This is a genomic window from Geothrix sp. PMB-07, from assembly GCF_030758935.1.
GTDB lineage: Bacteria > Acidobacteriota > Holophagae > Holophagales > Holophagaceae > Geothrix.
The window spans coordinates 1,616,709-1,641,281 of sequence record NZ_CP132333.1 but is presented as its reverse complement, the minus strand read 5'-3'; the positions used below and the strand labels follow the sequence as shown (position 1 = coordinate 1,641,281).

The following is a 24,573-nucleotide window of genomic DNA, read 5'->3' as shown; positions in this document are numbered from 1 at the left end:
TTGCGATATACATAGAGACATTCTCCGGGAGCCTCATGTCCATCCGTACCGGCCTGGCCACTTTCCTCCTTGCCTCCTGTCTTCTGGGCCAGGGCACCGAGCGCCTCACCCTGGAGGCCCTCGCCCATCCCACCCTTAAGAAACCCTATGTGGGCATGCCCACGACCCGCCTGGAATGGCTTCCAGATGGGGCCCTCCTGCAAACCAAGCGGGATAAGGACCAGGTGGCCCTCTTGCGGGTGGATCCCTCAACCTGGGAAGCCAAGCCCCTGCTGGAAGCGGCGCCGCTCCAGGCAGCTCTGATGGCCGCTGGCGCGCCGGAGGCGGATGCGAAGACCGCCCTGGGCCGGGGCCAGTTCGACTGGAATGAAGGGCGCACCGCCTTCCTGCTGGAGGTGAAGGACCAGCTCTTTGTCGTGGATGTGAAAGCCGCCAGCGCCAAGCTGGTGGCCAGCGGCAAACCTGATGAGCCCTCCCTCAGCCCCGATGGTGCGCATGTGGCCTTTCTCCGGGGGAACGATCTGTACTGTGCGGACGTGGCCACCGGCAAGGAAACCCGGCTCACGTCCGGCGGCAACGAGACCGTGTTCAACGGCCGCCTGGACTGGGTGTACCAGGAGGAGGTGTATGGCCGGGGCAGCTTCAAGGCCTTCTGGTGGGCGCCGGATTCCAAGCGCCTCGCCTACCTAAGCCTCGACGAAACCAAGGTGCCCGTCTTCACCTTGATGGATGACCGGTTTCAGCCGCAGCAGGCCCACAAGGCCCGCTATCCCAAGGCGGGAGATCCCAATCCCATCGCCCGGCTCGGCGTGGTCGACCTCGCGGGGCACACCACCTGGATGACCGAGCCGTATCCCGGGAAGGAAACACTCATTGTCCAGGTGGGTTGGGATCCCACCGGGCACCTCCTCGCGGCCCACCAGGACCGCGTGCAGTCCTGGCTGGACCTGCGCCGCTATGAGGGATCGGCGTCCTCGGTGCTGATCCGCGAAGCGAGCAAGGCCTGGCAGGAGCGCCTGCCCCTGCCCCAGTATCTGCCGGACGGGAGCTTCCTTTGGGAATCCCAGCGCACGGGCTTCCACCACGTCTACCACTACAGCCCGACGGGCCAGATTCTGGGACCGGTCACCGCCGGGACCTGGGATGTGCGCCGCGTGCATGGCGTGGATCCCAAAACCAAGCAGGTCTATTTCGAGGCCACCGAGCGCAGCCCCATCGGCCTGGATGCCTACCGCATCGGCCTGGACGGCAAAGGCCTCACGCGCCTCACGGAGAAAGCCGGCACCCACCGGGTCCGTTTCAACGCGACCTTCACGGCCTTCCTGGATACCTGGAGCGACGCCCTGACCCCCGCCCAGCAGAGCCTGCACGATGCCTCTGGCAAGAGCCTGCGCCTCATCGACGCCAACCCCAGCGAGAAACTGAAGGAACTCGCCCTCGGCAAGGTCAGCTTCCAACAGGTGAAGACCCGCGATGGCTTCCCCATGGAAACCATGCTGGTGCTGCCCACACCCTTTGATCCATCCAAGAAATACCCCGTGTTCCAGTACCTCTACAGCGGCCCCGGCGCGGCATCGGTGCGCAACGCCTTCGGCCGGGACATGCTGTGGTACCAGTTCCTCGCCCAGCAGGGCATCGCGGTTTGGGTCTGCGACAACCGCAGCGCCTCCGCCAAGGGCACCAGCGCCTTCGGGGTGCACCACCACCTCGGTGCCCAGGAGCTGCAGGACCAGCTGGATGGACACGCCTGGCTGAAGGCCCAGGGCTGGGCGGACATGGACCGCCTCTGCCTTAATGGCTGGAGCTACGGCGGCTTCATGGTCACCTACGCCCTCACCCACAGCAAAGCCTGGAAGCTGGGCATCGCCGGCGCCCCGGTCACCGACTGGAGCCTCTACGACAGCATCTACACCGAGCGGTACATGGGCCTGCCCAGCGAAAACAAGACCGGCTATGAATCCAGCTCCGTGCAGAAAGCCGCCAAGGATCTCTCGGGCAAGCTGCTGCTCTTCCACGGCACCCTGGATGACAACGTGCATCCCCAGAACAGCGTGATGCTCATCGACGCGCTGCAGAAGGCCGGGCACCAGCTCCAGTTTGTCCTGCTTCCCGGCGCCGAGCACGGACCCCGGACCCCGGAACAGGTCTGGGCGGTGAATCAGGCCAAGTGGGAGTTCCTCTTGAAGAACCTGTAGGGCCCATCAACCCATAGACTCTGGGCTCAACCGTTCGTCTGTCCGCCCCTTCCCGCGGACAGCATGCGGTCGTACACCCATAGCAACACGGCCGTGAGCAAACCCACGCCGATGATGGTCCAAAGCATGCCCGTAGGCTGATGCTTCACTTCGCCGAAATGGTGCATCAGCTTTCCGCCGAACCAGCCGCCAATGATGGAGCCGAGTCCGATCGGGAGGAAGGCGAACCCCATGTAGGTGCCCTGCTGGCCTGCCGGGGCCAGCCGGGAAATGTACTCGTAGTAGCGGGGAGACTGGACAATCTCGCCGAGCGCCACGCAGACGAGGGTGATGATCACTCCCGTCACGGTCGGTTTGAAGACCAGCACGATCCAGGCGAGGGATGAAATCAGGGTGCCCAGTGTCACAGCCTTCATGGAGGCGATCTTTTGCGTGGCGAGGTTGAGCAGAACCGTCAGCGAGATCACGACGAGCGGCCCGGTCATCAGCAGAAGTTCCGTGTCCGCCTTGGGGTCGATGTACTTCACCACATAGAGAGGAAGCGTGATGAACTCCTGCCAGTACACCACCCAGTAGCCCGTGAAAATGATCAGGAACAGCATGAACTTCGGGTTGGAAATCACGGTAAGGAAGTTCTTCCCCGTTTCCACCAGGGACGGCGGCGGCGCATCGCCCTCCCGTCGCGGTTCTTTAAAGAGCAGAAGCACGGCAAAGAACATGGCAAAGACACTGACCGCGGCCACACGGAACACATTCTCGACGCTCATGTGACGGTGGACATACGAGGCCACGAAGGGGCCAGCTGCGCCACCGATGTTCACCAGGGTGTAGTAAATGGAATAGCCGATGGTGCGCACATTTTCCTTGGAGGCCCGGGCCGTCGTCCCCACCACCGCGGGCTTCACCAAGGCCACGCCCAGCGCGGGCAGCATCAGCAGGAAGACCACCAGGGCCCCCAGGGGCACGGCGCCGCGCACCGGGACCATCCACGAGGCACCCAGCGATCCCAGCAGGAAATACGAACTGCTGAGGATCAGGTAGGCCAGGGACAGGGCCCGGCGAAATCCCAGGCGATCCGCCACGGCGCCCCCAAAGGCCGCCATGAACCACACCAGACCGCCGAAAACACCCGTAAGGCTGCTCGCATCCTGGGCCGGGAACCCAAGCGATTCATTGAGGTACCGGGCCAGAGAGGCGAAGGCCGCGTAGTACGAGAGGCGCTCGAACAACTCACTGATGTTGGCCACCCAGAAGGGCCGCTCGAATCCATGGCGGATGTCTTGCAAACGCTGAGCGAAGCCCAAGGTGCCTCCGGAAAGGGGACTGCCCATCGATCTTCCCGGGGTTTCGTCGTGGTGGTCAACCCGGAATGGAAAGGGCCAGGAACATCGACCAGGCCGCCCTGGGCCCGGCCTTGCGGTGAGACGAGAAACCTATTTGGCGGCCCTTGCGAATTCCACAACCGCTCTGAGCATGTCCCCCACAGACATGATGCCCACCAGCTCGCCCTTGGCATCCACCACGCAAAGGCCATAGAGCTTGTGGTCCAGGATTTCCTGCGCGGCCGTGGCCAAATCAGTGTCCGGCGTCACGCGCCGGGGGGCCGGGTTCATCACGTCCTTCACAGGCGTTTTGGATAGGAGGTAGTGGACCTCCCAGGTATCCAGAGAGGTGGCCTTGCCCGGCGTGTAGTCCTTGATCATCCGTTCCGTAATCAGGCCCGTGAACACCCCCTTGGCCATGACCGGCAGGCGGCGAATGCCCTTCTCCTTCATGAGGTGGATGGCCTCGATGATGGAGGCGTCCTGATCGATGGTGATGGGATTCTTGGTCATCCACTGCTGGACGGTGGCCATCGGATGCTCCTCACATGGTCGGGCTTACATGCCTAGGAAGGCTTTTTTGATGTGGTCGTTGTTGAGCAGCTCATCCCCCTTGCCCGTGAGCACGACCCGCCCGGTTTCCATCACGTAGGCCCGGTGCGAGATGCGGAGGGACTGGTAGACGTTCTGCTCCACCAGAAGGATGGTAACGCCCAGCTGGTTAATGCCGATGATGATGTCGAAAATGTTTTTGACAAGCAAGGGGGAAAGCCCCAAAGAGGGCTCGTCCAGGAGCAGGATTTTGGGATTGGCCATGAGCCCCCGGGCGATGGCCAGCATCTGCTGCTCCCCGCCGGACATCGTCCCACCCAGCTGCTTCTCCCTTTCCTTGAGCCGGGGAAACAGCTCGAACACCCAATCAATGTTTTTCTGACGATCCGCCCGGGTGGCCTTCACATAAGAACCCATGCGGAGGTTCTCCAGCACCGTCATCTCGGGGAAGATGCGGCGGCCTTCAGGCACTTGCACCACGCCCGCCTCCACCACCTGATGGGGCTGCAGCCGGGTGAGGTCGCGCCCCTGGAAGATGAGGCTGCCCGAAGTGGGCTTCACCAGCCGGGAGATGTTCTTGAGCGTGGTGGATTTCCCGGCGCCGTTGGCGCCCACCACCGTGACGATCTCGCCTTCCTTCACCTCCAGATCCACGTCCCAAAGCACCTTGAGGTCACCGTAGGCGAAGGTGAGCTTCTCGACCCTAAGCATGGCTCTCACCCAGGTAGGCGCTGATCACTTCCGGATGGCTGACGACTTCCTGGGGCGATCCTTCCATGAGCTTTTCGCCCGAGGCCAGCACCACGATGCGGTCCGAGATGCGCATGATGGCCTTCATGTCGTGCTCGATGACCATCTGTGTGAGGCCGCGCGCCTTGATGTCGAGGATGAGCTGGATGATCTCCTCACTCTCCGCCGGATTCAGGCCGCCCATGACCTCATCCAACAGCAGGAGCTTCGGCTGCGTGGCCAGGGAGCGCGCCACCTCCAGCTTCTTTCGCTCTCCGATGGGCAGGCCCCCAGCCGGGAAATCAGCCCTGTGCTCCATGCGCACCACTCGGAGCTGTTCCATGGCCAAGGCCCGGGCGACCTTCAGCGAGGCGGTGCGAGCCAGGGCCCCCACCATGACGTTGTCCACCACAGAAAGCTTCGCCAGGGGCCGTACCTTCTGCCAGGTGCGCACCATGCCCAGCATGCAGACCTTGTCGGGATCGAGGCCATTCATGCGGCGGCCATCGAAGAGGATCTCCCCCCTCGATGGGGGGTAGTAGCCCGTGATGCAGTTGAAGAGGGTGGTCTTGCCCGCCCCGTTGGGTCCGATGAGGCCCATGATGCTGCCCTCCTCTACGGAGAAGGACACATTGGAATTGGCGGCCAGGCCACCGAAGAACTTGCTGACCTTCTGGATCTCGAGGATGGCCATCAAACCGCCTCCCGCTGACGGCGTGCGGTCAGCCTCCGGAAGAAGCCCATGAGGCCATCGGGCATGAAGAGGATCACCAGCACCACCAGGATCCCGTAGAGCAGCACGTGGGCGTGCGAGAGGTTCTCCTTCAGGAACAGGCCTGTGCGGGAATCCGCGTTCACTGCGCCCACCTTCACCAGGGCCTCGGTGATCAGGTTGCTCCGCAGGGCCTCCGACAGCGGCACCAGCACCAGGGAGCCCAGCACCGGCCCCCAGAGCGTGCCCATGCCGCCGATGATGCAGATGAGCATGATCTGGACGGAGACATCCAGCCCCAGCACCGTGGGGGGATCGACGAACCCCACGTAGATGCCGTAGAAGCTGCCCGCCAGCGAGGTGAGCACCGCGGAGATCACCAGGGCGATGTTCTTGTAGCGCGAGATGGGAATGCCCAGGGAGTGGGCGGCATCCTGATCCTCCCGGATGGCCTGCAGGAAGTAGCCGAGTTTGGAGTGCTGCACCCAATAGGTGATGGCGATGGTGGCCAGGGCCAGCACCAGGCCGATGTGGTAGAAGGGCACCTTGGTGGAGAAGTCGGTGATCAAGGTGGCGCCCACCTTGAAGGGTGGCAGCTCCGTGGCCAGAATGCCCTCGGCGCCATTGGTGAGGGTGGTCAGGTTGATGGCTGACAGTCGGAGGATCTCCGCCACGGCGATGGAAGCCAGCACGAAGTAGGGACCGCGCAGGCGGAAGCAGATGCTGCCGATGACCAGGGCCACCAGAACCACCAGCCCCACGCCAGCCCAGACGCCGATCCAGGGGGCGATCTGCTTCGTGTGCATGAGCATCATGGTGGTGTAGGCGCCCACGCCGAAGTAGGCCGCATGGCCCACGGAGTGTTGACCCGCGTAACCACCGAGGATGTTCCAGCTCTGGCCCTGAGAGACGCTCAGAAACAGAAGGATCATCATGTGCAGCGCGTAGGGGCTCTCCACGAACCTGGGCAGGGCAAAAAGAATGGCCAGGATCAGGATGCCCGCGGAGGGTTTGAGGAGGCTGTTGGTCATGGCGTCCTCCTCAGGTCCGGGACTTGCCCATCAAGCCCGCGGGCCTGAACAGGAGCACCAGCAGGAAGAGGACGAAGACCACCACATCCTTCCAGCCCGAGGAGATGTAAACCGCACTCAGGGATTCCGTGATGCCGATGAGGATGCCGCCCAGGGTGGCCCCCACCACGCTGCCCATGCCGCCCAGCACCGTGATGACGAAGGCCTTCAGCGTGAACACCCCGCCCACCTGGGGGAAGATGTAGTAGGTGGGCGAGATCAGGGCCCCGGCCGTTCCCGCGAAGGCGGCGCCAAGGCCGAAGGCGATGATGGACATGCGCTTCACGTTGATGCCCATGAGTTGGGCGGCTTCGCGGTCCTGGGCCGTGGCTCGGATGGCCTGGCCCGTGTCCGTTTTGAGCAGGAACCAGTACAGCGCCGCGGTGATGGCGGCGGTGATGCAGAAGGAGATGAGCAGCGGTGTGGACACCGCCACGCCACCTCCGACCTGGATGGTGGAGGAGGAGTAGGAGGTGGAGATGATCTTGTAGTCGGAGGTGAAGATGAGCATCACGGTGTTGCTCATGACCAATCCCAGACCAATGGTCAGCAGAATCTGGTTCTGGGCGAGGGCGTTGAGCACCCGGTTGATGAACACCTTCTGGAGGAAGCCCCCGAAGAGGAACATCAGCGGGAAGGTGATAAGCACCGACATGAAGGGGTCGATGTGCAGCCAACTGAACAAAATGTAGGTGAGATACATCCCCACCATGAGGATGTCGCCGTGGGCGAAGTTGATGACCCGCATGACGCCGAAGATCAGGGTCAGGCCGATGCCGATGAGCGCGTACACCCCTCCGATGAGGATGCCGCTGAGGAGCGATTGCATGAAGACGGCCATGGACGCTTCACCTCCGTGGTGTCAGCCCCGGTTCGGTTCAGTGGGTCTTGGCAGAAAGTCCATCACTTCCACTTGGGGAAGGGATAGACCGCCTTCTTCGTCGCGAACGGTGCGGGCAGGATCGTTTCGTAGCTCCCCGCGATGATCTGCTGCACCAGCATCGTGTGGTTGTTCTGGTTGTTGAACCCGTCGTAGTCGGCGAATTGCACCTCGCCCATGATGCCGTTCCACTTGCCGCCCTTGAGCCCATCACGGGTCTTGGCTCGGTCGCCGCCCGCGTTCTTCGCGGTCTCCGCCATGATCACCATGGAAGCGTAGGCGCAGGCTGCGTGATAGGTGGGTTCCTTGCCGAATTTGGCCTTGTAGCGGGCACCAAAATCCTTGGCGCCCGGCCAATTCACATCATCGGTCCACTGGGTGCAGGAGATGACGCCCTCTGAGATGGCCTTCTCCTTGGCGAACTCGACCGTGGTGAAACCGGCACCCGCGCCGAGGAAAGCCTGGGGCTGGAGCCCCACTTCCTTGGACTGCCGCATGAGCAAGATGGCATCGGCCACGTAGGACACCATGAAGACCAGATCCGGATTCTTCGATTTGATCTGGGCCAAGCTCGAACGGTAGTCCGCGGACCCCTTGGGGTAGGCCACATCGCCCACCACCTGGAGGCCTTTCTTGGCCACATAGTCCTTGGCCGTCTTCGAGGTGGAGGTGCCGAAGTCGGTATTCTCGTACACGAAGGCGATGGTCTTCGCCTTGCCGAGCGTCAGGGCCGCATCGATGAGGCTGGAGGCATACTTGTCCGCCGGTGCGTTCATGCGGAAGACGAACTTGAGACCCTGACGGGTGATCTCCTCCTTGGCGGCGGCGGGAATCAGAAGCGGCACCTTGTACTTCTCCGCCAGCTTGGCCACGGCATTGGAGCAAGCGGACGTGTAAGGCCCCACCACGCCCGCCACGTTGTCGCGGGTGGCCAGCTTCTCCATGGCGCTCATGGAGATCTGCGGCTTGCCCGTGTCGTCCTCCCATACCAGGTGCAGGTTGTAGCCCTTCTTCTTCAGATCCTCTTCGGCCAACTTGATGCCGTTGGTGATGTTTTCGCCGATGGGCGCTTCGGCACCGCTCATGGTGTTGATGACGCCGATCTTCTGGGCCATCAGGCAAGGAGAGAGGGCCGTGGCAACGCCCAGGGCCAGGAGGTGCTTTCGCATGGGTGCTCCCGATCAAAATGGTATGGATGGATGGTGTCCGGGAGTCTACACCTATCCCCATCAAAAAAACCACGGGACCCATGGGTTGTGACCCAGGTATCCCGTGGTTCCGCAGCTGAAAAGAAATCAGCCTGTTACGTCAAATCAGAAGGCGACCATCAGAGAAGCGACGAGGCTGTTGCCGCCCTGCTCGCCCGTCTGGCCAGCACGGGGAATCAGGAAGTTCTTGCTGCGCGTGATGTAGTCCAGCTTCAGCTTGCCCGCCGTCTGCTTGGTGGGCACGAAGAGGTAGTTGTAACCCACGGTGATCTCGGTGTACTTGGGCGTGTAGTCCACGGGGGCGCCGTTCACGAGCAGGGGTGTGCCCACGGCGCTTTCCTTGTAGGGGTTGAAGGCCGTGTACCACTTGTCGCCGGAGTTGTAGTTCATCAGGTCGTAACGGGCGGTCAGCCAGTGGGCGCCCATCTTATAGACGCCGGTGAGGGCGTAGCCGGTGAACTTCTGGTCGAGGTGCTCGCGCTTCACGGCCGAGGCAGTCGTGTCATAGAGGGTGGGGAAGCGGCGGCCCAGGAGACCGGTGGCGTACTCGAAATCGGCGTGCCAGGTGCTGTCGTCATAGGCATAGAACACACCCTGGGCCGTGGTCTTGTCCCGGTTGTCCAGGATCTGCGCGGCCGTCGCGCCAGTGGCGCCCCAGGCGGCGGTGGTGCCCGCCACGGTGGCGCTGCTCTTCAGGCCGGTCTCGCCTTCGCGATACCAGAAACCGAACTTGTGGGCGGTGCCGTAGCCGCCATCAAAGCGGAAGGTCCAATCCTTCTGGGCATTGGCATCGTTGTTCTTGCCGGTGCTGCCGTCATCGGAGGTGCCGTTGGAGATGGCGACATTGAGCTTGCCCTGGAAACCGGCGGCATCGCCATAGCCGTAGCTGAACCAGGCACCCCGGTCGCGGCGCTCACCGAGGAGACGGCTCAACTGGGTGCGGTCGAAGAAGAGGATCTCGCGGGCCGAGACCAGTGTGGATTCATAGGTGGTCGGCATCTTGAACTGGCCGGCCTTCAGGGTGAAGCCCTTGGCGAAAGCCCAAGTCACCACCGCGTCCTGCAGCACGTTGTTGCCGGTGCCGTTGGCGCTGTTGTTGGGATCGAACATCACGTTCCAGCTGACGTCATCCGACACCTTGCCGCTGAGGTAGACCTCGGAGCGCTTGATGGCGAAGGTGTTCTCCTGGAACCGGCCCAGGCTGCCCTGGGCGTTGCCGACGTTGGCCTGGGAGGAGCTCAGGCCGTCGTAGTAGGACTTGGCCGGGGAGTTGTAGCGCAGGTTGTTGTCGAGCATCTGGGTGTACCAGAACTCGATCAGGGCGCCGTCGAACTTGACGGCGGGAGTCTGGGCCTGGGCCTGGGTGAACCCGGCGGCGAGCAGCGCTGCGATACCGGCGATGCGGGTGATCTTCATGGTTGGACTCCATATGAGTGGGGGTTAGGGGACAAGGGGAAAGGGGACACGCACCAGAAGACCTGAGGAAATGGGGCACCGGTCGCTGGGCTGTAACAGACGAATTCAAGCTAAACGGGCGTCCAGCCTGAGTCCATCAAAAACGGCAGAAGAGTTGACCAAGTGTGTAGCAAAGCCCACTTAGATGCACGTGTTTATGTGATTTTTTGGAAACAAAGGTGTTATAAAAAGGTGCCTGGTCTAAACACCTCTTGGCAGGGATGCGGAAAATTCCCTCATTCGGCATGTACCCAACTGGCTGAAAACCAGCTTATGGGCCTTAGGCATAAGGGCGTCGAGCGGTAATACATAATTTACAGCCAAGCTCCTCTGCGTTTTGACCATGTGGCAAATCCGAAGCAGGTTCCGGGCGAGGTGCGTGGTCGATGCGGCCGGTTCAATCCGAACCGGTCGCACCGCCTGAAGGCGAGTACCGCGGCGCCGCGGGCGGGCGCAAAAAAAGGGGCCATGAGGCCCCTTTCCTGCAGCGAAGAGGTGCTTACTTCTTCTTGGCAGCCTTGGCGGGCTTGGCAGCCTTCGCCTTGGGCTTGGCAGCCTTGGCAGCCTTCGAGGCCTTGAAGCTCATGGACTTCGAGGCGGCGATCTTGATGGGCTCGCCCGTCTGGGGGTTGCGGCCCGTGCGAGCCTTGCGGCTCTTCTGGCTGAAGGTGCCGAAGCCGACGAGAGCGACCTTTCCACCCTTGTTCACGTGGGTGGCGATGGTCTCGAGGACACAGTTGATCGCCGTGGCAGCAGCCGTTTTGGTGATGTCGGCGGCCTTGGCGACCACATCGACGATTTCAGCCTTGGAGAGGTTTTCGGCCAAGAGAGGCCTCCTGTGTGTGAAAGCGCCATCGGGCGCGGGTTGTTGATGGGTGGGGCGCGAACGCCTTGCCGCTTGGATATTGCCTCAAATCTGGATGAGATCAAGCATTCAGAATGCAAATCGTTTGGCCGGGGATGCAGGAATCCCGCAGGTGAGCCGCTACGAAGGCCTATCCGATGCCCTCAAAACGCCCATTCTACGGGGCTTTTGGCCATTTCGGCTCGCAGCGGACGGCCCTCCAATGGCGCCCCGCCTCATTCGGGCCAGAATGCATGCCGGACTCCTCCGGTGCCGATTCGGGAGTATCGACAAGGAGCCCACCATGAACCGGACCGGCCTGATGCTAGGCCTCATCTCCTGTGTGCCATTGCTCTCCGGCGACCTGGATCGCACCTTCCAGTTCGATCTGCATCGCGTGGGACCCACTTTCGAAGGCCACTTCAAGGGCATTCAGGACGGAAAACCCCTGAGGGTAGATCTCCAGGACGACTTCGGCCTCCAGAAGGATTCCACGAAGCTTGGCCTCAGCCTGGAGTACCAAGGGCCCCGCTTCGGCGTTGAATTCTCAGGCGAAGAGCAGGACTATCGTGGCCACAACTTCATCCAGAAAGATGTGCAGCTCAATGGCACCACCTTCCATGCGGGGGCCCTGGTCGACTCCAACGTCAAGCTCAAGGACTACACCTTCAACTGGACCATCCGCGCCCTCACCTGGCCCCAGTTCTGGATCGGCATCGATCTCGGGGCACGTGTGTGGGACCTCGACATGACCGCCTCTGCCTATGAACCGCTGACCACGGCCTATGTCCCCCCCGTCACCGAGAAGGTGCCCCTGCCCATCCCGCAGATCGGACTCTCCACAGGCTTCAACGCCTTCGACAAACGGATCATCGCCAAGGGCTACTACCACCTGCTCAGCGCAAAGGGAGCCACTTACCATCACGTCGGCGCCGACCTGCGCTATTTCCCGGTGCGATGGCTGGGAGTGCGGGTGTTCACGGATACGGAAAAATTGGATGTGCCCAATGGCTCGGTCAAGGACGACCTCGAGATCCGGCTGGACCGCCAGGGTACCGGCTTTGGCGTTGTCCTGCGCTTCTAGTCTCGAGCCGTTGCATCCAGCAACAGGCCCCGCATCGGCGGGGCCTGTTCATGACGCCATGGGCTTCACTGCCCCAAGGCCAGCCGGTAGCCATTGATGGTGATCACGCCGCAGCCCTGCTGCACCGTCGCATCGGTGATGGAGGTGTTGAAGCGCACCTCTGCACTGGCCGGTGGAAGGGAAAGGTTCAACACACCCGCGCTGGGATAGGCGCAACCAGGCGACCAGGTGAGCGGCATGACCTGCGGGATGGTCACCGTCATGGTGTCACCCACCGGCTGGGCCTGATGGAAGGCGTACTCGCCCCAGAACCTCACGGCGCTGGCATTCGACCAATCCGCCTGCAGGCTGGTGGTATACGTCCAGGCCTTGTTCTTGGAAGCGTCGGCCGTGACCTGGTGGGAAACGGTGAAGGGTTGGCCATCGGGGACCGTGAGGGAGGCGGTCCTTGCCGAGGCATTGAGCGTGATGACCTTGGTCCCTGCGTAATGCCAGGAACTTGTGGCGTCGGTCACAACCACATCAAAGAGGGCATTGTTCACCACCGTACCCGTCCCCGAGGTTGTGACGGTGACCGTGCCAGTCATGGTGCCGCCGTTGGCTGACTGGCAGCCATTGAAGGTGTACCGGAAGCTGGTCGGGCTGAGGGGGCTCACCGTGACACAGCCGCTGCTGGAGGTGCCCGTGGCCAGGTTGTCGGGGCGGATGCTTTCCAGATCCGTGAACACCGTGGTGGCCACACCGGCGGGCGAGGCCTTCAAAGAGGCGGCATCGGTGTTCTTCACCTGGATCTCACTGGTGGTGCTGGAAGTGCAGGCAACCAGGCCCAGCGTCGCTGCCACAGCCGTACCGATTCGGATGGACATGAGAACCTCCCTGCGGCGAGACCTCTGTATCGGCTTGGAACGCCTGCTGGGTGAGATCTCTGAAACCATCTTTCTCAGCCCTCGATGGCGGCCAGCTGCCGAGGTGATCCATGCCTCACGAAGGCCGATTTAGCATGGGGTCGTTGGACCGCCGCGTCTGGGCGACCCTTCAGAAGATCCGGGCCTCTCCCTGGAATCCAGGCATCTCCTCGAAATCGGATAACCGAGCTGCCTGCCTGAACCTTGAACCACATCCCCCGGGAGATTCTCCTTGGCACCCAAGCGCCCTCATGCAGCCCTGGCCGCAACCACGTTCCTTTCGTTCCTGGCCGCCTTGCCAAGCCTGGGCCAGTCCCTTCCCAGTGGCGCCAAAGCCGAATTCGGTTTCGAAGAACGCGTTCGCTCCGAAGACTGGGACAACATCGCCGATCACAACGATGCCAAGGTGGACTACCGCACGCACTACCGCTTCCGAAGCCGAGCCTGGCTCACCGCCAACCTGGCCCAGGATCTCGAAGTCTCTGCGGGCCTCTGCAACGAGAACCGCAAGACCACCCGCCCGGATAATTTCCGATACAACGGTCGCGAAGTCATCTTCGACACGCTCTACCTCGACTACAGGTTCTCCCAGGCCTTTTCCGTGCGGGTGGGGCGCCAGAACCTGATGCGCGGCGAGGGTTTCGTGCTTTTCGATGGCAGTTCCGGTGATGGTTCCCGCACCACGTACTTCAACGCCATCGATGCCACCTTCGCCTGGAGCAAGTCCAAGCTGGAGTTCCTGGTCATTTCCGATCCCAAGGAAGACCAGCTTCCGGTGATCAATGAAATCAAGAATCCTGCGGAAAAAATTCTGCTCAACGAATGGGATGAACAGGCCCTTGGCCTCTACTGCACCGGCCAGGAAATACCGGGAACCAGCTTGGAGGGCTACTACTTCTACAAGACCGAGAAGAAGGATTACCGGGCGGTCACGTCACCGGCCTTCCAGCCCGACCGCCGCCTGCATACCCTGGGCGGGCGAGTGGTGCAGGATCTGCAAAGCGGCTGGACGTTGAGCGCAGAAGCCGCGGGCCAACGGGGCACCCAGGACGGCCACCCTGGCACGCCGGAGCCGTCCAAAAGCATCCGCGCCTGGGGCGGCTATGCTCGCGCCAAGAAGGGCTTCGAGGCGGACTGGAAACCCTCGGTTTCCCTGGCTTGCATCGCCCAATCCGGGCAGGATCGCAGCTCCGACAAGATCACAGCCTGGGATCCGCTTTTCAGCCGCTGGCCCAAGTGGAGCGAGTTCTATGTCATCTCCACGGCACCGGAAAAGGCCATCGGCTACGCCACCAACACCCGCATGTGGGAAGCTGAAGTCAAATGCAGCCCGACGCAGGCCCTGGATCTCCGCGGCACCCTCTACCAGATGGCCGCCATGGAGGCTCCTGCGCTGACACCAGGGCCCATCTTCAGCACGGGCAAGAAGCGCGGGCTCCTCTGGCAGGCCCGTGCCGACTACCGGTTCAGCCCCTCCCTGAAAGGCCACGTGCTCTATGAGCACTTCACGCCTGGCTCGTTCTACTCCGGGGATGACTCAGGCCACTTCCTGCGCTTCGAGCTCACTTACACGTTCAAATCCCGTTTCTGAGTCCTTAGGATTTCGGATTCTCCCTGAGCGTTGGACGGGCTTTCCTCGAAGCGCCCTGTGCGCGGTCAGCGTCGACCGTGATGCCATGCAGGCCTGAACGGATCGAAAGGCCCGGGACTCGCACCCAGTTCTCCTCGTGTTTGAGGTCCACCCAGTGGATCCCCGGAACTTTCTCCAGCTCAGCGACGAGTCCCTGCAGCTTCTCCAAGCCGAGATAGGGGTGGTAGAACACGCCCAGCAAGGCATCGCGGTACTTGGACCGAGCCATGGTCATTTCACGGATCCTGACTGCAGAGTCTGGCTGATTGCCCAGCACGAAACCCAGGTTCTCTGGGTAGGCCACCATGCCATTCAGGAAGGCCGGTCGGCTGAGGTGCAAGCTGGAGATCTGGTTCTTCCAGGTGACATCGGACACCTGCAGATGCCCCACACAGCTGGAGAAGGATTCCGAAAGGTAGCGATAGCCAGCCTGGGACATGGCGTAATGCGGCGCCTCGAAAGCCAGGGGATAAAGCCGCTGCGCAACCAGGGCCTGCACTCCTTGCTGGAGGTGCGAATGGATATAGGCCTTCTCGTAGGCTTGCCCCCTCCTCAACCACTCCGGCGCGTCCTTGGGATCCGCCGGAACGTTCGCAGGCTCCATCGGGCCTTGATAGATCGGGCGGTCATTCTCCACATCCCAGAATTCAAAGCCCTCACCCGTTTCTGCATTCCGGTATTGATGGGTATGGCCATGCAGGAGGATCGAAGCGCCATTATCCTGCATGAATCGCAGGGCCTTGACCACCTCAGGAGCCTCCGAGAGCTGCTTGATGCGGCCCGTCTCCGGATGCCGGTAGGTCGGAATGACACCCACCATGTACGGAATCTTTTTCCCTTTCAGATACCTTCCGATGGCGAACAGTTTCTGGGCGTCGGCATTGGGGTGGATGTCCTCCAGGCGGAGATAGACGAGGGGAAAGGTCCTTGCTCCGGACTGCTCGAAAAAGGCAAAGAGAACCTCCCCGACGATGGGCAGGATCTCTTGATCCAGGGCCACGGGCGCCAGGCTGAACAGGTCACCCGCCGAGGCACAAAAGGGTGTGCTTACCCCCGAGAAAAAGGCCTGGGCATGAACCGTCAGAGCCACACCGGGCCTCGCCTCGATGCGCTTCATCAGGTGCGTGACTTCCAGTTGGGACTTGAGCGTCCCCTCACCTGCCTGCAGGCCGTCGTACAGCGCATCGGTTGCGGCGAGCATCCGGCTCGCCGCCCACGGCACGTTCTCGATGCCGTGGCCGATGAAGAGCGTACGGCCCTGCCGCTTCTGGAGAAAATCCACCACGCGACCTGGCATCTCGGTGCCTTGCCCTCCAAAGTAGACCACGTGCGAGGGGCCACACCCCTCCGGCGGGATGAATGCCTGGGCTTTCACCAACGTCACCCTGGTCGAAAAATGCCCCAGAAGAATCGCCAGGATATTGGCCTGCTTTTCGATCTCTGATTCCGGCAGATTCAGGATGGCGAGCACCTGGGGTTCGGCAGCGTCGACCGCTAAGCCAGGGCCGGGGACAGGCCCGGGGGCCGCCATCCCAAAAACCGGCAGGAGCAGGAGCGCCAAGCCACAAAACCAACCATGAAGCCGCATGCCCTCACCCGCCTCAGCCAGAACGATCCATCACATCCATCATGGAAGAGAAGGTGCGCTGAAGATAGCTGGTGTCCATCGACCGATCAGACGACGAAAGGCCCGGCTGCTCCAGAGTCTCAGCCTCCAGCCACATCCCGCTTGAGGATGGAGGCGATGCGCTGAGCCGAGCTTCCGTCGCCGTAGGGGAACCGGGGCCGAGCCATGTCCGCGTAGGCCTTCGAATCATTCCAAAGCGCCTCGACCTCCTGATCGAAACGGTCAGGGTCACTGCCGACCAGACGCACGCCGCCTGCCTCCACGGCCTCCGGACGCTCCGTCACGTCCCGGAAGACGAGCACAGGCCGTCCGATGGCTGGAGCCTCTTCCTGGATGCCGCCGCTGTCTGTAAGCACCAGGTAGGCTTCCCTCATGACCGCGACCAGTCCCGGGTAATCGAGGGGATCGATCAGCTGGACGTTTGACAGGCCCCCCAAAAGATCCTGCGCCGGCCCAAGCACGTTGGGGTTGGGATGGACGGGGTAGACCAGACTCGCCTCGGGGTGGCGCTGGGCGAAGCGCCGCAGCGACCCGAGAATGCGCTCGAGGGGCTCACCGAAGTTCTCGCGGCGATGAAGCGTCACCAACACCCGACGCTCTCCTTCCTTCAAGGAGCGAACCACCGGAGGAAGGCACAGATCGGGTCGCGCCACCGTGGCAAGAAGCGCGTCGATGACCGTGTTGCCAACCACGTGGATGCTTGAATCTGCGGTCCCTTCCCGCAACAAGGCCGTGCGTGAAGTTTCGGTAGGAGCGAAATGCCACCTGGCCAGCGGCGCCGTGAGCCGCCGCATGCCTTCTTCGGGAAAAGGCGAGAGCAGGTCGCCGCTGCGGAGACCTGCCTCCACATGGCCGAACGGAATTCCCACAAAGTAAGCGGCCAGCGCCGCGCAGAACACAGTCGTCGTATCCCCCTGGGCCAGCACCGCCTGAGCGCCCGAGGATTGGAACACGTCCGCCAAGGCGGGAATCAGGCGGCCCGTGAGGTCAGGCAGGGTCTGGCCCGGACGCATGGCATCCAGATCCCAGTCGGTCTTCAGCTGGAATGTTTCCATCATCTGGTCAAGCATGCCCCGGTGCTGGGCCGTCGCCAGAACCCTGGCGTCCAGCCCAGAGGATTGGAGCGCCTTCACCACGGGGGCCATCTTGATCACTTCGGGCCTCGTGCCCATGACACACACGACTCTCTTCGCCACTGCCCCTCCGCTCACCATGGGTGGTGACCTAGAACCAGCAGGAGAGGGTGACGAACACGCCGCCACCGCGGCTGGCGCTGTTGAGCTTCGTGCGCCCCTGGATGGTCAGTTCAACCCAACTGGCAGGAGCGTGGCTCCGATCCTCCCGGAACCAGTGGCGCAAGGAAGCCCCCGCCCCCAGGCCAGCCGCAGATGTCTCCAGCAACCGGTTGTCGTAATCCCCGGCCAGCACGAAGTGCGGCGAAAGCACATTCCGGCCATCGCTGACTGGAATTCGCCAGGAATGGCCCGCACGCAGTTCCAACTGGTGGACGTACTGGCCGGTCTTGGCGAAGGAGGCCGCCTCGGTGTAAAGGCTCCAGTAGTTCCAATCAGACTGCCAGGGGCGCAGGTCGAGCCCCTGATCCAGCGAATAGGCCGCCCTGAACATCCAGTCATCCATGGCGAACCGGCCGACCTTGATGAGCTTCTCTGCGGTCAGGACAAGGTTTTGTGAAGAAAGAGGCTTGACCCGGATGCCGGCGGCCCCCTGCAGGGTGGGCCCCCCCGTGGTGCTGGCGCTGGCGGAATAGAGGTTTTCAAAGGCCTGGGCGAAGATCTGAACCATCCGGCCGTCCCGCGTGAGGAACTCGGGCTGCCAATAGGCTTCAAGGCCCTGCTGCAGAACCTTCTGCTCGGATTCGATGCCCGGAAGCAAGCCACCTTGACGGTAAGCCGTGCCCGAGACCAAGCCCCAACTCCGGCTCAGGCTCTCCACTTCACGGCGAAGGCCGAAATCCAGCACGGGTTCGCGCTCACCAGCCTTCGCTCGGGCTTCGATGCCCTTGGAGAAGTAACCGGCAGCCTCGGCATTCTTCCCCGCCCTCTTGGCGGCATAACCGGCATCCAACCAGGCACCGGAGGGACTCGCAGAATCCAGGGCCACGCGGAATTGTTCCAGCGCCTCGCGGTCACGTTGGTGGCCCAGGTAGGCATAGGCCAGATCCAGGGCCACGCGATGGTCCTTCGGACCCTGGGCACGCAGGGCCTCCAAGGCCTTCAACTCCAGATCGGGTTTCTTGGCGCCACGGGCTGCATCGCAAAGTCCCTGAAGAAGCGTGCGCCGCTGCTCTGCGGGCGGTGCCATCGCCAGAGCCTTTTCAAACTCCGGACAGGCCGCTTCCGGTCGACCGCACGCAAGCACCAGGAAGGCCCGCCGGGATTGATCCACCAGACTGGGCTCCCCTTCGAGGGTCTCCAATGCGGTCAGCGCCTCCGCCGGGCGCCCCATGGCCTGCAACAGATCGACCATCGCAGAGCGCGTTTTCTGATGGACGTCTTTCGGAGTGGCCGGATCGCTGGAGATTCGGCCAGCGGCCTCAAGCGCTTCGGCGAATCGGCTCTGGCGCTGTCTCAGGTAAACCAGAAAGAGACGGGCTTCGGCATTCCCCGGCTGCTGCGCCAGGATGCTGTGATTCACCGTGTCGGATTCATCCAGACGCCCCGACGCAAACAACAGCTCACGCTTGATCGCCAGCAGTTGAGGGTGGCCGGGCGCCAAAGCCAGAGCGCCGTCCACTGCATGCAAGGCGCCGTTCACATCCTGGTTCTGCTGCAGCCGGTAGGCCTCTTCCGCCAAACGGTAAGGTTCGCCCTCCAAGGGGAGGGGCGCCTGGGCATGGAGAATTGGGCAGGCAAGGAACGCGAACAGAAGACCGGTGGAGCATCGTGGCATGAGAGGGACTCGAATGAGGGCGGGATCGGAGACGTTCAGCAGGATTTGGCAGCGGTTGAAAGTTGGAGCCCGATGGCGGACAGGCGGACTTCAGCCTGGGAGCGCTCCGTCGATACTGACTCGACAAGCCCCCGGTCCTCCAGGAAGGCGCGCAGGCTCCCGTGCTTGGCATAGCAGTAGCCAGCCAGGACATCTCTCAACTGGACCGCGGAGCGGCCCTTCCGGAAGGAGAACCCCAGGTTGAGCTGCGTTCCCACCACCGACCCAATGTCCTCTGCTGAGGCCTCACCGAGGATCAGGTAGGCCAAAGCACAGGCGACTTCGCTTTCCGTCAGGATGAAAAACTGAGGCATCACGGTGAATCGATCACGGAACTCGGCCATGGCCTGTTTCGTCGGGGGATTGGCAGCTCCGATCAGGAGTTCGTGGTTGTTCCCGATGCCGAGAGGGATCCATCCATGCTGAAGGGCCAGGGTCCGCGGCAGGAAGGCGTGCAGCTGCTCGACCACGCCCATGTCGAGCTGCTTGCGCGGAAGGTTGGCCTGGAAGGCGATGGCGTCAGCGAGGCTGGCCTCGGACAGGCCTTGCCGTTCCATGAGCACACGGCCAATGCGTTCGCCAGTGTTGCCATGTTCTTCAAGCGCGGCTTGCAGCTGGTGCTCATCGAGTTGATTCCACTGAATCAGGATCTCGCCCAACTTCAGATCGAGGAATTGCCCCAACCGGCCGGAATCCGTGGAACCTGCGACACCTGTGGCGGCGCTGCCCGTGATGAGGAACGCCAAAGCGCGAGCTGTTTCGCTCTCCGTCAGGATGAAGAACTTCGGGGCCACTCGGAGGTGTTTGAGAGCTTCGGCTTTTGCTTCTTCGGAAGGCGGCGCAGAAACACCGATCAGCAGTTCCTCCTTTTCCCCGACGCCCAAGGGCACCCAGCCGTGCTGGACAGCCAGGGCATGCGGCAGCAGGGACTGAGTCTGTTCGAGCGAGTCCAGGTGGAGCAGACTGCGCGGAAGGTTTGACTGGCTGGCGATCGCGTCCGCCAGATTGGCCTCGGAAAGGCCGTAGCGCTCCATCAGGATGGTCCCCAGTCGTCGACCCGTCTTCTCCTGTTCGCTGAGAGCCTCGTCGAGGCGCTGTTTGTCGAGCTCGTTCCACTGGATCAGAATTTCCCCCAGCTTCCGGCGGAAGGGCTGCATGTCTGCGCTGGTCGGGTAGGCATGGGCGGTCTTGTCCCAGGTCAGGGCACGGCCCGAGACACGGTGGCCGACGTACTGCCGCCAGGCCCGCACAGCCGCTGCGAAATTGACCAGGTTGCTCACCAGGATCCTCGGGATGGCGAGCAGCCCATGAACCGTACCGTAGAGCCTGCGGACGAAGATGAACCGCTGCACCAGGCGGTTCAGCATGAACACCGCGTTCACCTGCATGAGGCGCATGAGCCAGCCGCCTGGCCGGAATCCGGCAGAAAGGTGTGCGCCGCCGATTCCAAGGTGCTGGAAGATGAGAATCGAACCCAGGGCCGTGAACAGCAGGTAGGCCAGAATGGTGACCAGGCTGGTGAAGAGGCCTTTGCGGTCCCGGAACATGAAATACTTCGCTTTCAGATCCCCCTTCCAACCCATGGTCTCCCAACCCTGCAGGCCGATGCCCAGAATCCAACGGGCCCGCTGGCGGTAGGCCGTGCGGAAGGTGGAGGGAAAGAACTCCCGAACGCCCAGGAGGTCGTGGCGTTCGACGGTACGTTCACCGCGCCAATCCTTGATGTGCTTGCTGTACTGCAAGGGGATCTTCACAAACGCCTGCTTCAATCCAAACTTCTTCAGGCGGAAGCTGAAATCGTAGTCTTCGGTCAGGGTGGAGGTGTTGAAGGGGGCCTCGCCGGTCTCCTCCATGAGCGCCCCCAGGGCACGGCGCGAGTAGCACATGCCCGTGCCCGCGCAGGGCACCAGACCCGTCAGGCTCTCCCGAACCACCAGATCCTTGGAGTGCCATTCCGCGAAATCATCCTGGTAGGTGCCTGCCACCCACTGATGCCAGTCGCGCTCCAGGCTGAGCACGGGAAGCTGGATGAGGTCCTTGCGGTCAATCAGGTGGTTGAAGACCTTCAACTCCAGGGGATGAATGACATCCTCCGAATCGTGGATCACCAACCCGGCAAAGGCCTGATTCGTTTCCTTCTCGTGACGGAACACGGCATCGACGATCGAGTTCAGGCAGTCGGCCTTGCAGGTGGGGCCAAAATGCGGGACATCCACACGCTGAACGTTTTTGTACCGCCGGGCCATCCGGTCCACTTCGGCCTGGGTTTCGCCATCGTTGAGGTAGGTCCCGACAAAAATCTGGTAGTTCCGGTACTCCATGGTGGCGTTGGTGTTTTCGATCATCTTGGCGATGACGTCGAATTCCTTCCAGGCGGGAACCATGATGGCGAAAGGGGCTTCCACCCTTTCGTGAAGGTCCTCCAGGCGGAAGCGAGGATGCTTGCGCTGGATCGTCAGCTTCCGAAAAGCCTGACGGATCCAGAAATAGCCGTCGATGAACGCATCATCGCAGCTGCTCACGAACACCAGGACATTCACGAAAACAGCGAGGCCAAAGATCACTTGAAGCATGAGGTCCATGGGCAGTTACCCGCTTTGAATGCGAGCCCTTCCTTTTTTAGAGTTAGGCCGATGGCGGCCCCCACCGGGGGGCCGCTTGAGAAGACGATTCCCTCCGGTCCCGGAACACGGAACGGAAAGAAATCAGTGGATGTGCAGGTAATCTTGTTTACGCTGTGACAACCAGCATTTGAACAACCTTCACGGTATTCCCGTTTTTTGATCATCGAGTAGCGGAAAAAACCTGTCAATAGATCCACTCATATTTATTTTGCTAACATCAATGTTTATTGAATTAATATTTACATCGTTAACACAAATGAATTCGGAATCCTTCCAGGTTTTTCGGAGGTTTTCACTCAGACAACCAAATCAGCAAATCGCCTTCACCCCATTGATTTGTCTAGAAATGACGCCCTCCGCTGCCGTCACACTAAGTCCCCGTTTTCCATTCCATCGAGACGGTCATGATCCAGGCATCTGCGAGACAACTCCATCCGGCCAGCGAGCCCTGGCCCTGGTTCTGGCGTCGCCTCGGACTGGGGTGGCTCCTGACCGCGCTGTCCCTGGCATCTGGGGTGGCCGCGGATCGACCCAAAGCCGCCGTCCCGGCCCCCCGGGTCTGGGGCCTCACCACCGACGACCCCACCCTCGACACCCCCCGCCAGATTGAGGCGCTGAAGGCCCTGCCCCACCGCACCACCCTGCGCGTGGTGTTCGACCCACCCGCCGAAGGGCATCCCACAGCCACGGACTACGTGCCCGCCACACAGGCTCTGGCCACGGCAGCGGAGATCATGGGCCTTCCCCTGGACTCCTCGGCCATGGCTTCGATGGACCTTCCGACGGTTCGACGCCGCATCGCCGAATACCTGGAAGCGCTGAGCCCCTTCGTGGCCATCTGGGAGGTGGGCAACGAGGTCAACGGGAACTGGCTCGGCTCCGAGGTCGTGCCCAAGGTCGAGGCCATGTTCGATGCCGTGACGGCCGCGGGCAAACCCTCGGCAATCACCTTCTACTACGAAGTCGCCCCGCCGAAGGGCCACGGCCTCCTTCCCTGGATCGATGCCAACTTCCCGAAGGGGCATCGCCTGCGGAAAGGCGTGAGCCTGGTGCTGGTGAGCTATTACGAGGATCAGAACCAGGGGCACCGGCTCACCCCGAAGGAGCTCGGCAGGCTGTTCCGCGGCCTGGCCGTCCGGTTCCCCAAGGCCCGGCTGGCCTTCGGAGAATTCGGCTGGGGCGGCGGCATTCCGGCCGCCTTCTCCACCCGATCTGACCTGCTGCGACGCATGTATGGCTATCGCGTACCCAGCGTGCCCGCCTTCGTGGGCGGGGGATTCTACTGGCACTTCCGCCAGACGATGGTGCCTCAGACCAGCCCGGATTGGGAGGTGCTGCACCGCCTCCAGGCCCAAGCCCCTTGATGCAAAAAAACCCCGTCAGCAGAAGGCTTCAGGGGGTTTGCATGCCAGTGAGTGGTGGTCCCGGAGCGACTCGAACGCCCGACCCCAAGATTCGTAGTCTTGTGCTCTATCCAGCTGAGCTACGGGACCGCACTGAAAGAATGATTCTACCGGATTCCGGCGGCCTGTCCATCCCAAAGGCGCAGGGGCTTGGTTCTGGAGGCTGCGCAGGGCAGACCGGTGAGCTCCGTGGCCAGCCGATCCATGAGGGCGCGGGCAGTGGTCAGCTTGCCGCCCAGCACCAGGGTGAGGTTATGGAAGCGCGCATGCTGCTCCAGCACCGCTTCCCGGCTGAGGTGGCTGGTGGTGCCTCCGGCAGCCACCAGGGGCCGCACCCCCAGCTCCTCCACGCGGATGGGCAAACGGCGCCAGGCGATGGCGGGCAGGTTCTCCTCCAGGGCCAGGAACAGCTCCTCTCGTTCCGAATCCAGGATGGGTACCCATCCATCCTCCACTTCGCGCTCAGTGGTACCCACCTGGAGCAAACCGTCGCGGGGAATCACGAAGAGGATGCGGCCCTTGGGGCGGCGGATGGCCCAGGGGCGTTCACAGCCTGGGACGGCGTCGAACCAGAGGTGGATGCCCGAAGAGAGGCGGAGCCGCTTGCGCGTTTCGCCGAACCAGGCAGCCATGGCGCCATCGGTCCAGGGCCCCAGGGCGAACACCCATTTCCGGGCCGCCAGGGTGCGCACGGTTCCATCCCGCCGATCACGCAGCTGAAGGGAGACCAAGGCGCCTCCCTCTTCCACGAAGGCCCCCGGCTCATGGAAATCCAGCAGGCGGGCCTCACTGGAAGCCGCGAGGTCCTTGGTGAGTTCCTGGTCCCAGGTCATGAGGTCGGCATAGGCCGTGGCGCCGCGGAAAGGTCCCTTCGCGCTGCGGGGATCGGCCTCGAACACCCGGGAGGGAACGCCGCCACGCAGCAGGGCTGATGGCCAGTCAGGGCGGTCCGCGCCCCAGTGGTCGTAGAGGCCGATGCCGACGCGGTGAGCCAGGCCCTCCGCCCAGAACCGGTGGGGCATCCAGAAGGCCTCCCAGCGGCAGCGCTGGGGCGCGATGCGGGCCCAGGTGGCGCGCTCCGCCAGGCCCTCGCGCATCTGCGTGATGTCACCCGTGAGCATGTAGCGGATACCGCCATGCAGCAGCTGACTGGACCACTGGCTGGTGCCCCCGCCCACCTCGCCCTTGTCCACCAGGGCGCAGGAGACGCCCCGCAGCGTCAGTTCCCGGGCCAGGGCCGCGCCATGGATGCCCGCACCAAGGATGGCCACGTCCACATCGGTGGAGGCAGGCTGTGCGCAGGTGCCTGTGGGGGGAGTGGGCCAGGCCGGTTCGGACATGGAAGCAGTGTGCCCGGTCTCTGTGATTCTGTGACCGGCCGCTG

19 protein-coding genes and 1 tRNA gene are annotated in these 24,573 nt (G+C 62.5%); 4 read left to right on the top strand and 16 right to left on the bottom strand.

Annotation, left to right across the window (positions count from 1 at the left end; genetic code table 11):
* Window positions 1–35: 35 nt before the first annotated feature.
* Complete coding sequence (locus Q9293_RS07245) at window positions 36–2,195, top strand: DPP IV N-terminal domain-containing protein (protein ID WP_306251499.1); 2,160 nt, start codon at window positions 36–38, stop codon at window positions 2,193–2,195.
* 26 nt (window positions 2,196–2,221) lie between these two features.
* Here Q9293_RS07245 and Q9293_RS07240 read toward each other — a convergent pair whose 3' ends face one another.
* The 9 genes from Q9293_RS07240 to Q9293_RS07200 form a co-directional block, all read right to left on the bottom strand.
* Window positions 2,222–3,526 carry an MFS transporter gene (locus Q9293_RS07240; protein ID WP_306251497.1) on the bottom strand — a complete coding sequence of 435 codons (1,305 nt, stop codon included), beginning with the start codon at window positions 3,524–3,526 and terminating at the stop codon, window positions 2,222–2,224.
* Window positions 3,527–3,628: 102 nt separating this feature from the next.
* Entirely contained in the window at window positions 3,629–4,051 is a 423-nt protein-coding gene (locus tag Q9293_RS07235) for a CBS domain-containing protein (protein ID WP_306251495.1), read from the bottom strand.
* 24 nt (window positions 4,052–4,075) lie between these two features.
* Window positions 4,076–4,780, bottom strand: coding sequence for an ABC transporter ATP-binding protein (locus Q9293_RS07230; RefSeq protein WP_306251494.1), 705 nt, complete (start codon window positions 4,778–4,780; stop codon window positions 4,076–4,078).
* Window positions 4,773–5,492, bottom strand: a complete 720-nt coding sequence (locus tag Q9293_RS07225) for an ABC transporter ATP-binding protein (protein ID WP_306251492.1) — start codon at window positions 5,490–5,492, stop codon at window positions 4,773–4,775. The genes Q9293_RS07230 and Q9293_RS07225 overlap by 8 nt, the downstream gene beginning before the upstream one ends.
* Window positions 5,492–6,541, bottom strand: coding sequence for a branched-chain amino acid ABC transporter permease (locus tag Q9293_RS07220; protein WP_306251490.1), 1,050 nt, complete (start codon window positions 6,539–6,541; stop codon window positions 5,492–5,494). The genes Q9293_RS07225 and Q9293_RS07220 overlap by 1 nt, the downstream gene beginning before the upstream one ends.
* A gap of 10 nt (window positions 6,542–6,551) precedes the next feature.
* A complete protein-coding gene (locus Q9293_RS07215; protein WP_306251487.1) occupies window positions 6,552–7,421 on the bottom strand; it encodes a branched-chain amino acid ABC transporter permease in 870 nt (289 codons plus the stop codon).
* Between the two features lie 62 nt (window positions 7,422–7,483).
* Window positions 7,484–8,629 carry an ABC transporter substrate-binding protein gene (locus Q9293_RS07210; RefSeq protein ID WP_306251486.1) on the bottom strand — a complete coding sequence of 382 codons (1,146 nt, stop codon included), beginning with the start codon at window positions 8,627–8,629 and terminating at the stop codon, window positions 7,484–7,486.
* A 144-nt stretch (window positions 8,630–8,773) separates the two neighbouring features.
* Entirely contained in the window at window positions 8,774–10,084 is a 1,311-nt protein-coding gene (locus Q9293_RS07205) for a porin (protein ID WP_306251484.1), read from the bottom strand.
* A gap of 538 nt (window positions 10,085–10,622) precedes the next feature.
* Window positions 10,623–10,949 (bottom strand): HU family DNA-binding protein, encoded by a 327-nt coding sequence (locus Q9293_RS07200; protein ID WP_306251481.1) that lies wholly within the window; start codon window positions 10,947–10,949, stop codon window positions 10,623–10,625.
* Between the two features lie 322 nt (window positions 10,950–11,271).
* Here Q9293_RS07200 and Q9293_RS07195 point away from each other — a divergent pair, with 322 nt between their 5' ends.
* A complete protein-coding gene (locus Q9293_RS07195; protein WP_306251479.1) occupies window positions 11,272–12,051 on the top strand; it encodes a hypothetical protein in 780 nt (259 codons plus the stop codon).
* Window positions 12,052–12,116: 65 nt separating this feature from the next.
* Here Q9293_RS07195 and Q9293_RS07190 read toward each other — a convergent pair whose 3' ends face one another.
* The gene (locus Q9293_RS07190) at window positions 12,117–12,917 is read right to left on the bottom strand and encodes a hypothetical protein (protein ID WP_306251477.1); all 801 of its coding nucleotides are present in this window, start codon (window positions 12,915–12,917) and stop codon (window positions 12,117–12,119) included.
* Window positions 12,918–13,188: 271 nt separating this feature from the next.
* Between Q9293_RS07190 and Q9293_RS07185 the strand changes: the two genes are divergently transcribed.
* The gene (locus tag Q9293_RS07185) at window positions 13,189–14,547 is read left to right on the top strand and encodes an alginate export family protein (RefSeq protein ID WP_306251475.1); all 1,359 of its coding nucleotides are present in this window, start codon (window positions 13,189–13,191) and stop codon (window positions 14,545–14,547) included.
* A 4-nt stretch (window positions 14,548–14,551) separates the two neighbouring features.
* On the opposite strand, the gene Q9293_RS07180 is transcribed toward Q9293_RS07185, so the two are convergent.
* The 4 genes from Q9293_RS07180 to Q9293_RS07165 all read right to left on the bottom strand — a co-directional run bounded on the left by Q9293_RS07180 (window position 14,552) and on the right by Q9293_RS07165 (window position 21,744).
* Complete coding sequence (locus Q9293_RS07180; RefSeq protein ID WP_306251473.1) at window positions 14,552–16,147, bottom strand: DUF2334 domain-containing protein; 1,596 nt, start codon at window positions 16,145–16,147, stop codon at window positions 14,552–14,554.
* Window positions 16,148–16,293: 146 nt separating this feature from the next.
* A complete protein-coding gene (wecB, locus tag Q9293_RS07175) occupies window positions 16,294–17,385 on the bottom strand; it encodes a non-hydrolyzing UDP-N-acetylglucosamine 2-epimerase (protein ID WP_306251471.1) in 1,092 nt (363 codons plus the stop codon).
* A 52-nt stretch (window positions 17,386–17,437) separates the two neighbouring features.
* Window positions 17,438–19,048, bottom strand: a complete 1,611-nt coding sequence (locus tag Q9293_RS07170) for a hypothetical protein (RefSeq protein ID WP_306251469.1) — start codon at window positions 19,046–19,048, stop codon at window positions 17,438–17,440.
* A 110-nt stretch (window positions 19,049–19,158) separates the two neighbouring features.
* A complete protein-coding gene (locus Q9293_RS07165) occupies window positions 19,159–21,744 on the bottom strand; it encodes a glycosyl transferase family protein (RefSeq protein WP_306251467.1) in 2,586 nt (861 codons plus the stop codon).
* 446 nt (window positions 21,745–22,190) lie between these two features.
* On the opposite strand from Q9293_RS07165, the gene Q9293_RS07160 reads away from it, so the two are divergent.
* On the top strand, window positions 22,191–23,150 hold the full coding sequence (locus Q9293_RS07160; RefSeq protein ID WP_306251466.1) for a hypothetical protein: 960 nt from the start codon (window positions 22,191–22,193) through the stop codon (window positions 23,148–23,150).
* 52 nt (window positions 23,151–23,202) lie between these two features.
* On the opposite strand, the gene Q9293_RS07155 is transcribed toward Q9293_RS07160, so the two are convergent.
* Together Q9293_RS07155 and Q9293_RS07150 are read right to left on the bottom strand one after the other, a co-directional pair.
* Window positions 23,203–23,279 (bottom strand) — tRNA-Arg (locus Q9293_RS07155).
* Window positions 23,280–23,296: 17 nt separating this feature from the next.
* Window positions 23,297–24,529, bottom strand: coding sequence for an FAD-dependent oxidoreductase (locus Q9293_RS07150; protein WP_306251464.1), 1,233 nt, complete (start codon window positions 24,527–24,529; stop codon window positions 23,297–23,299).
* Window positions 24,530–24,573: the final 44 nt, after the last annotated feature.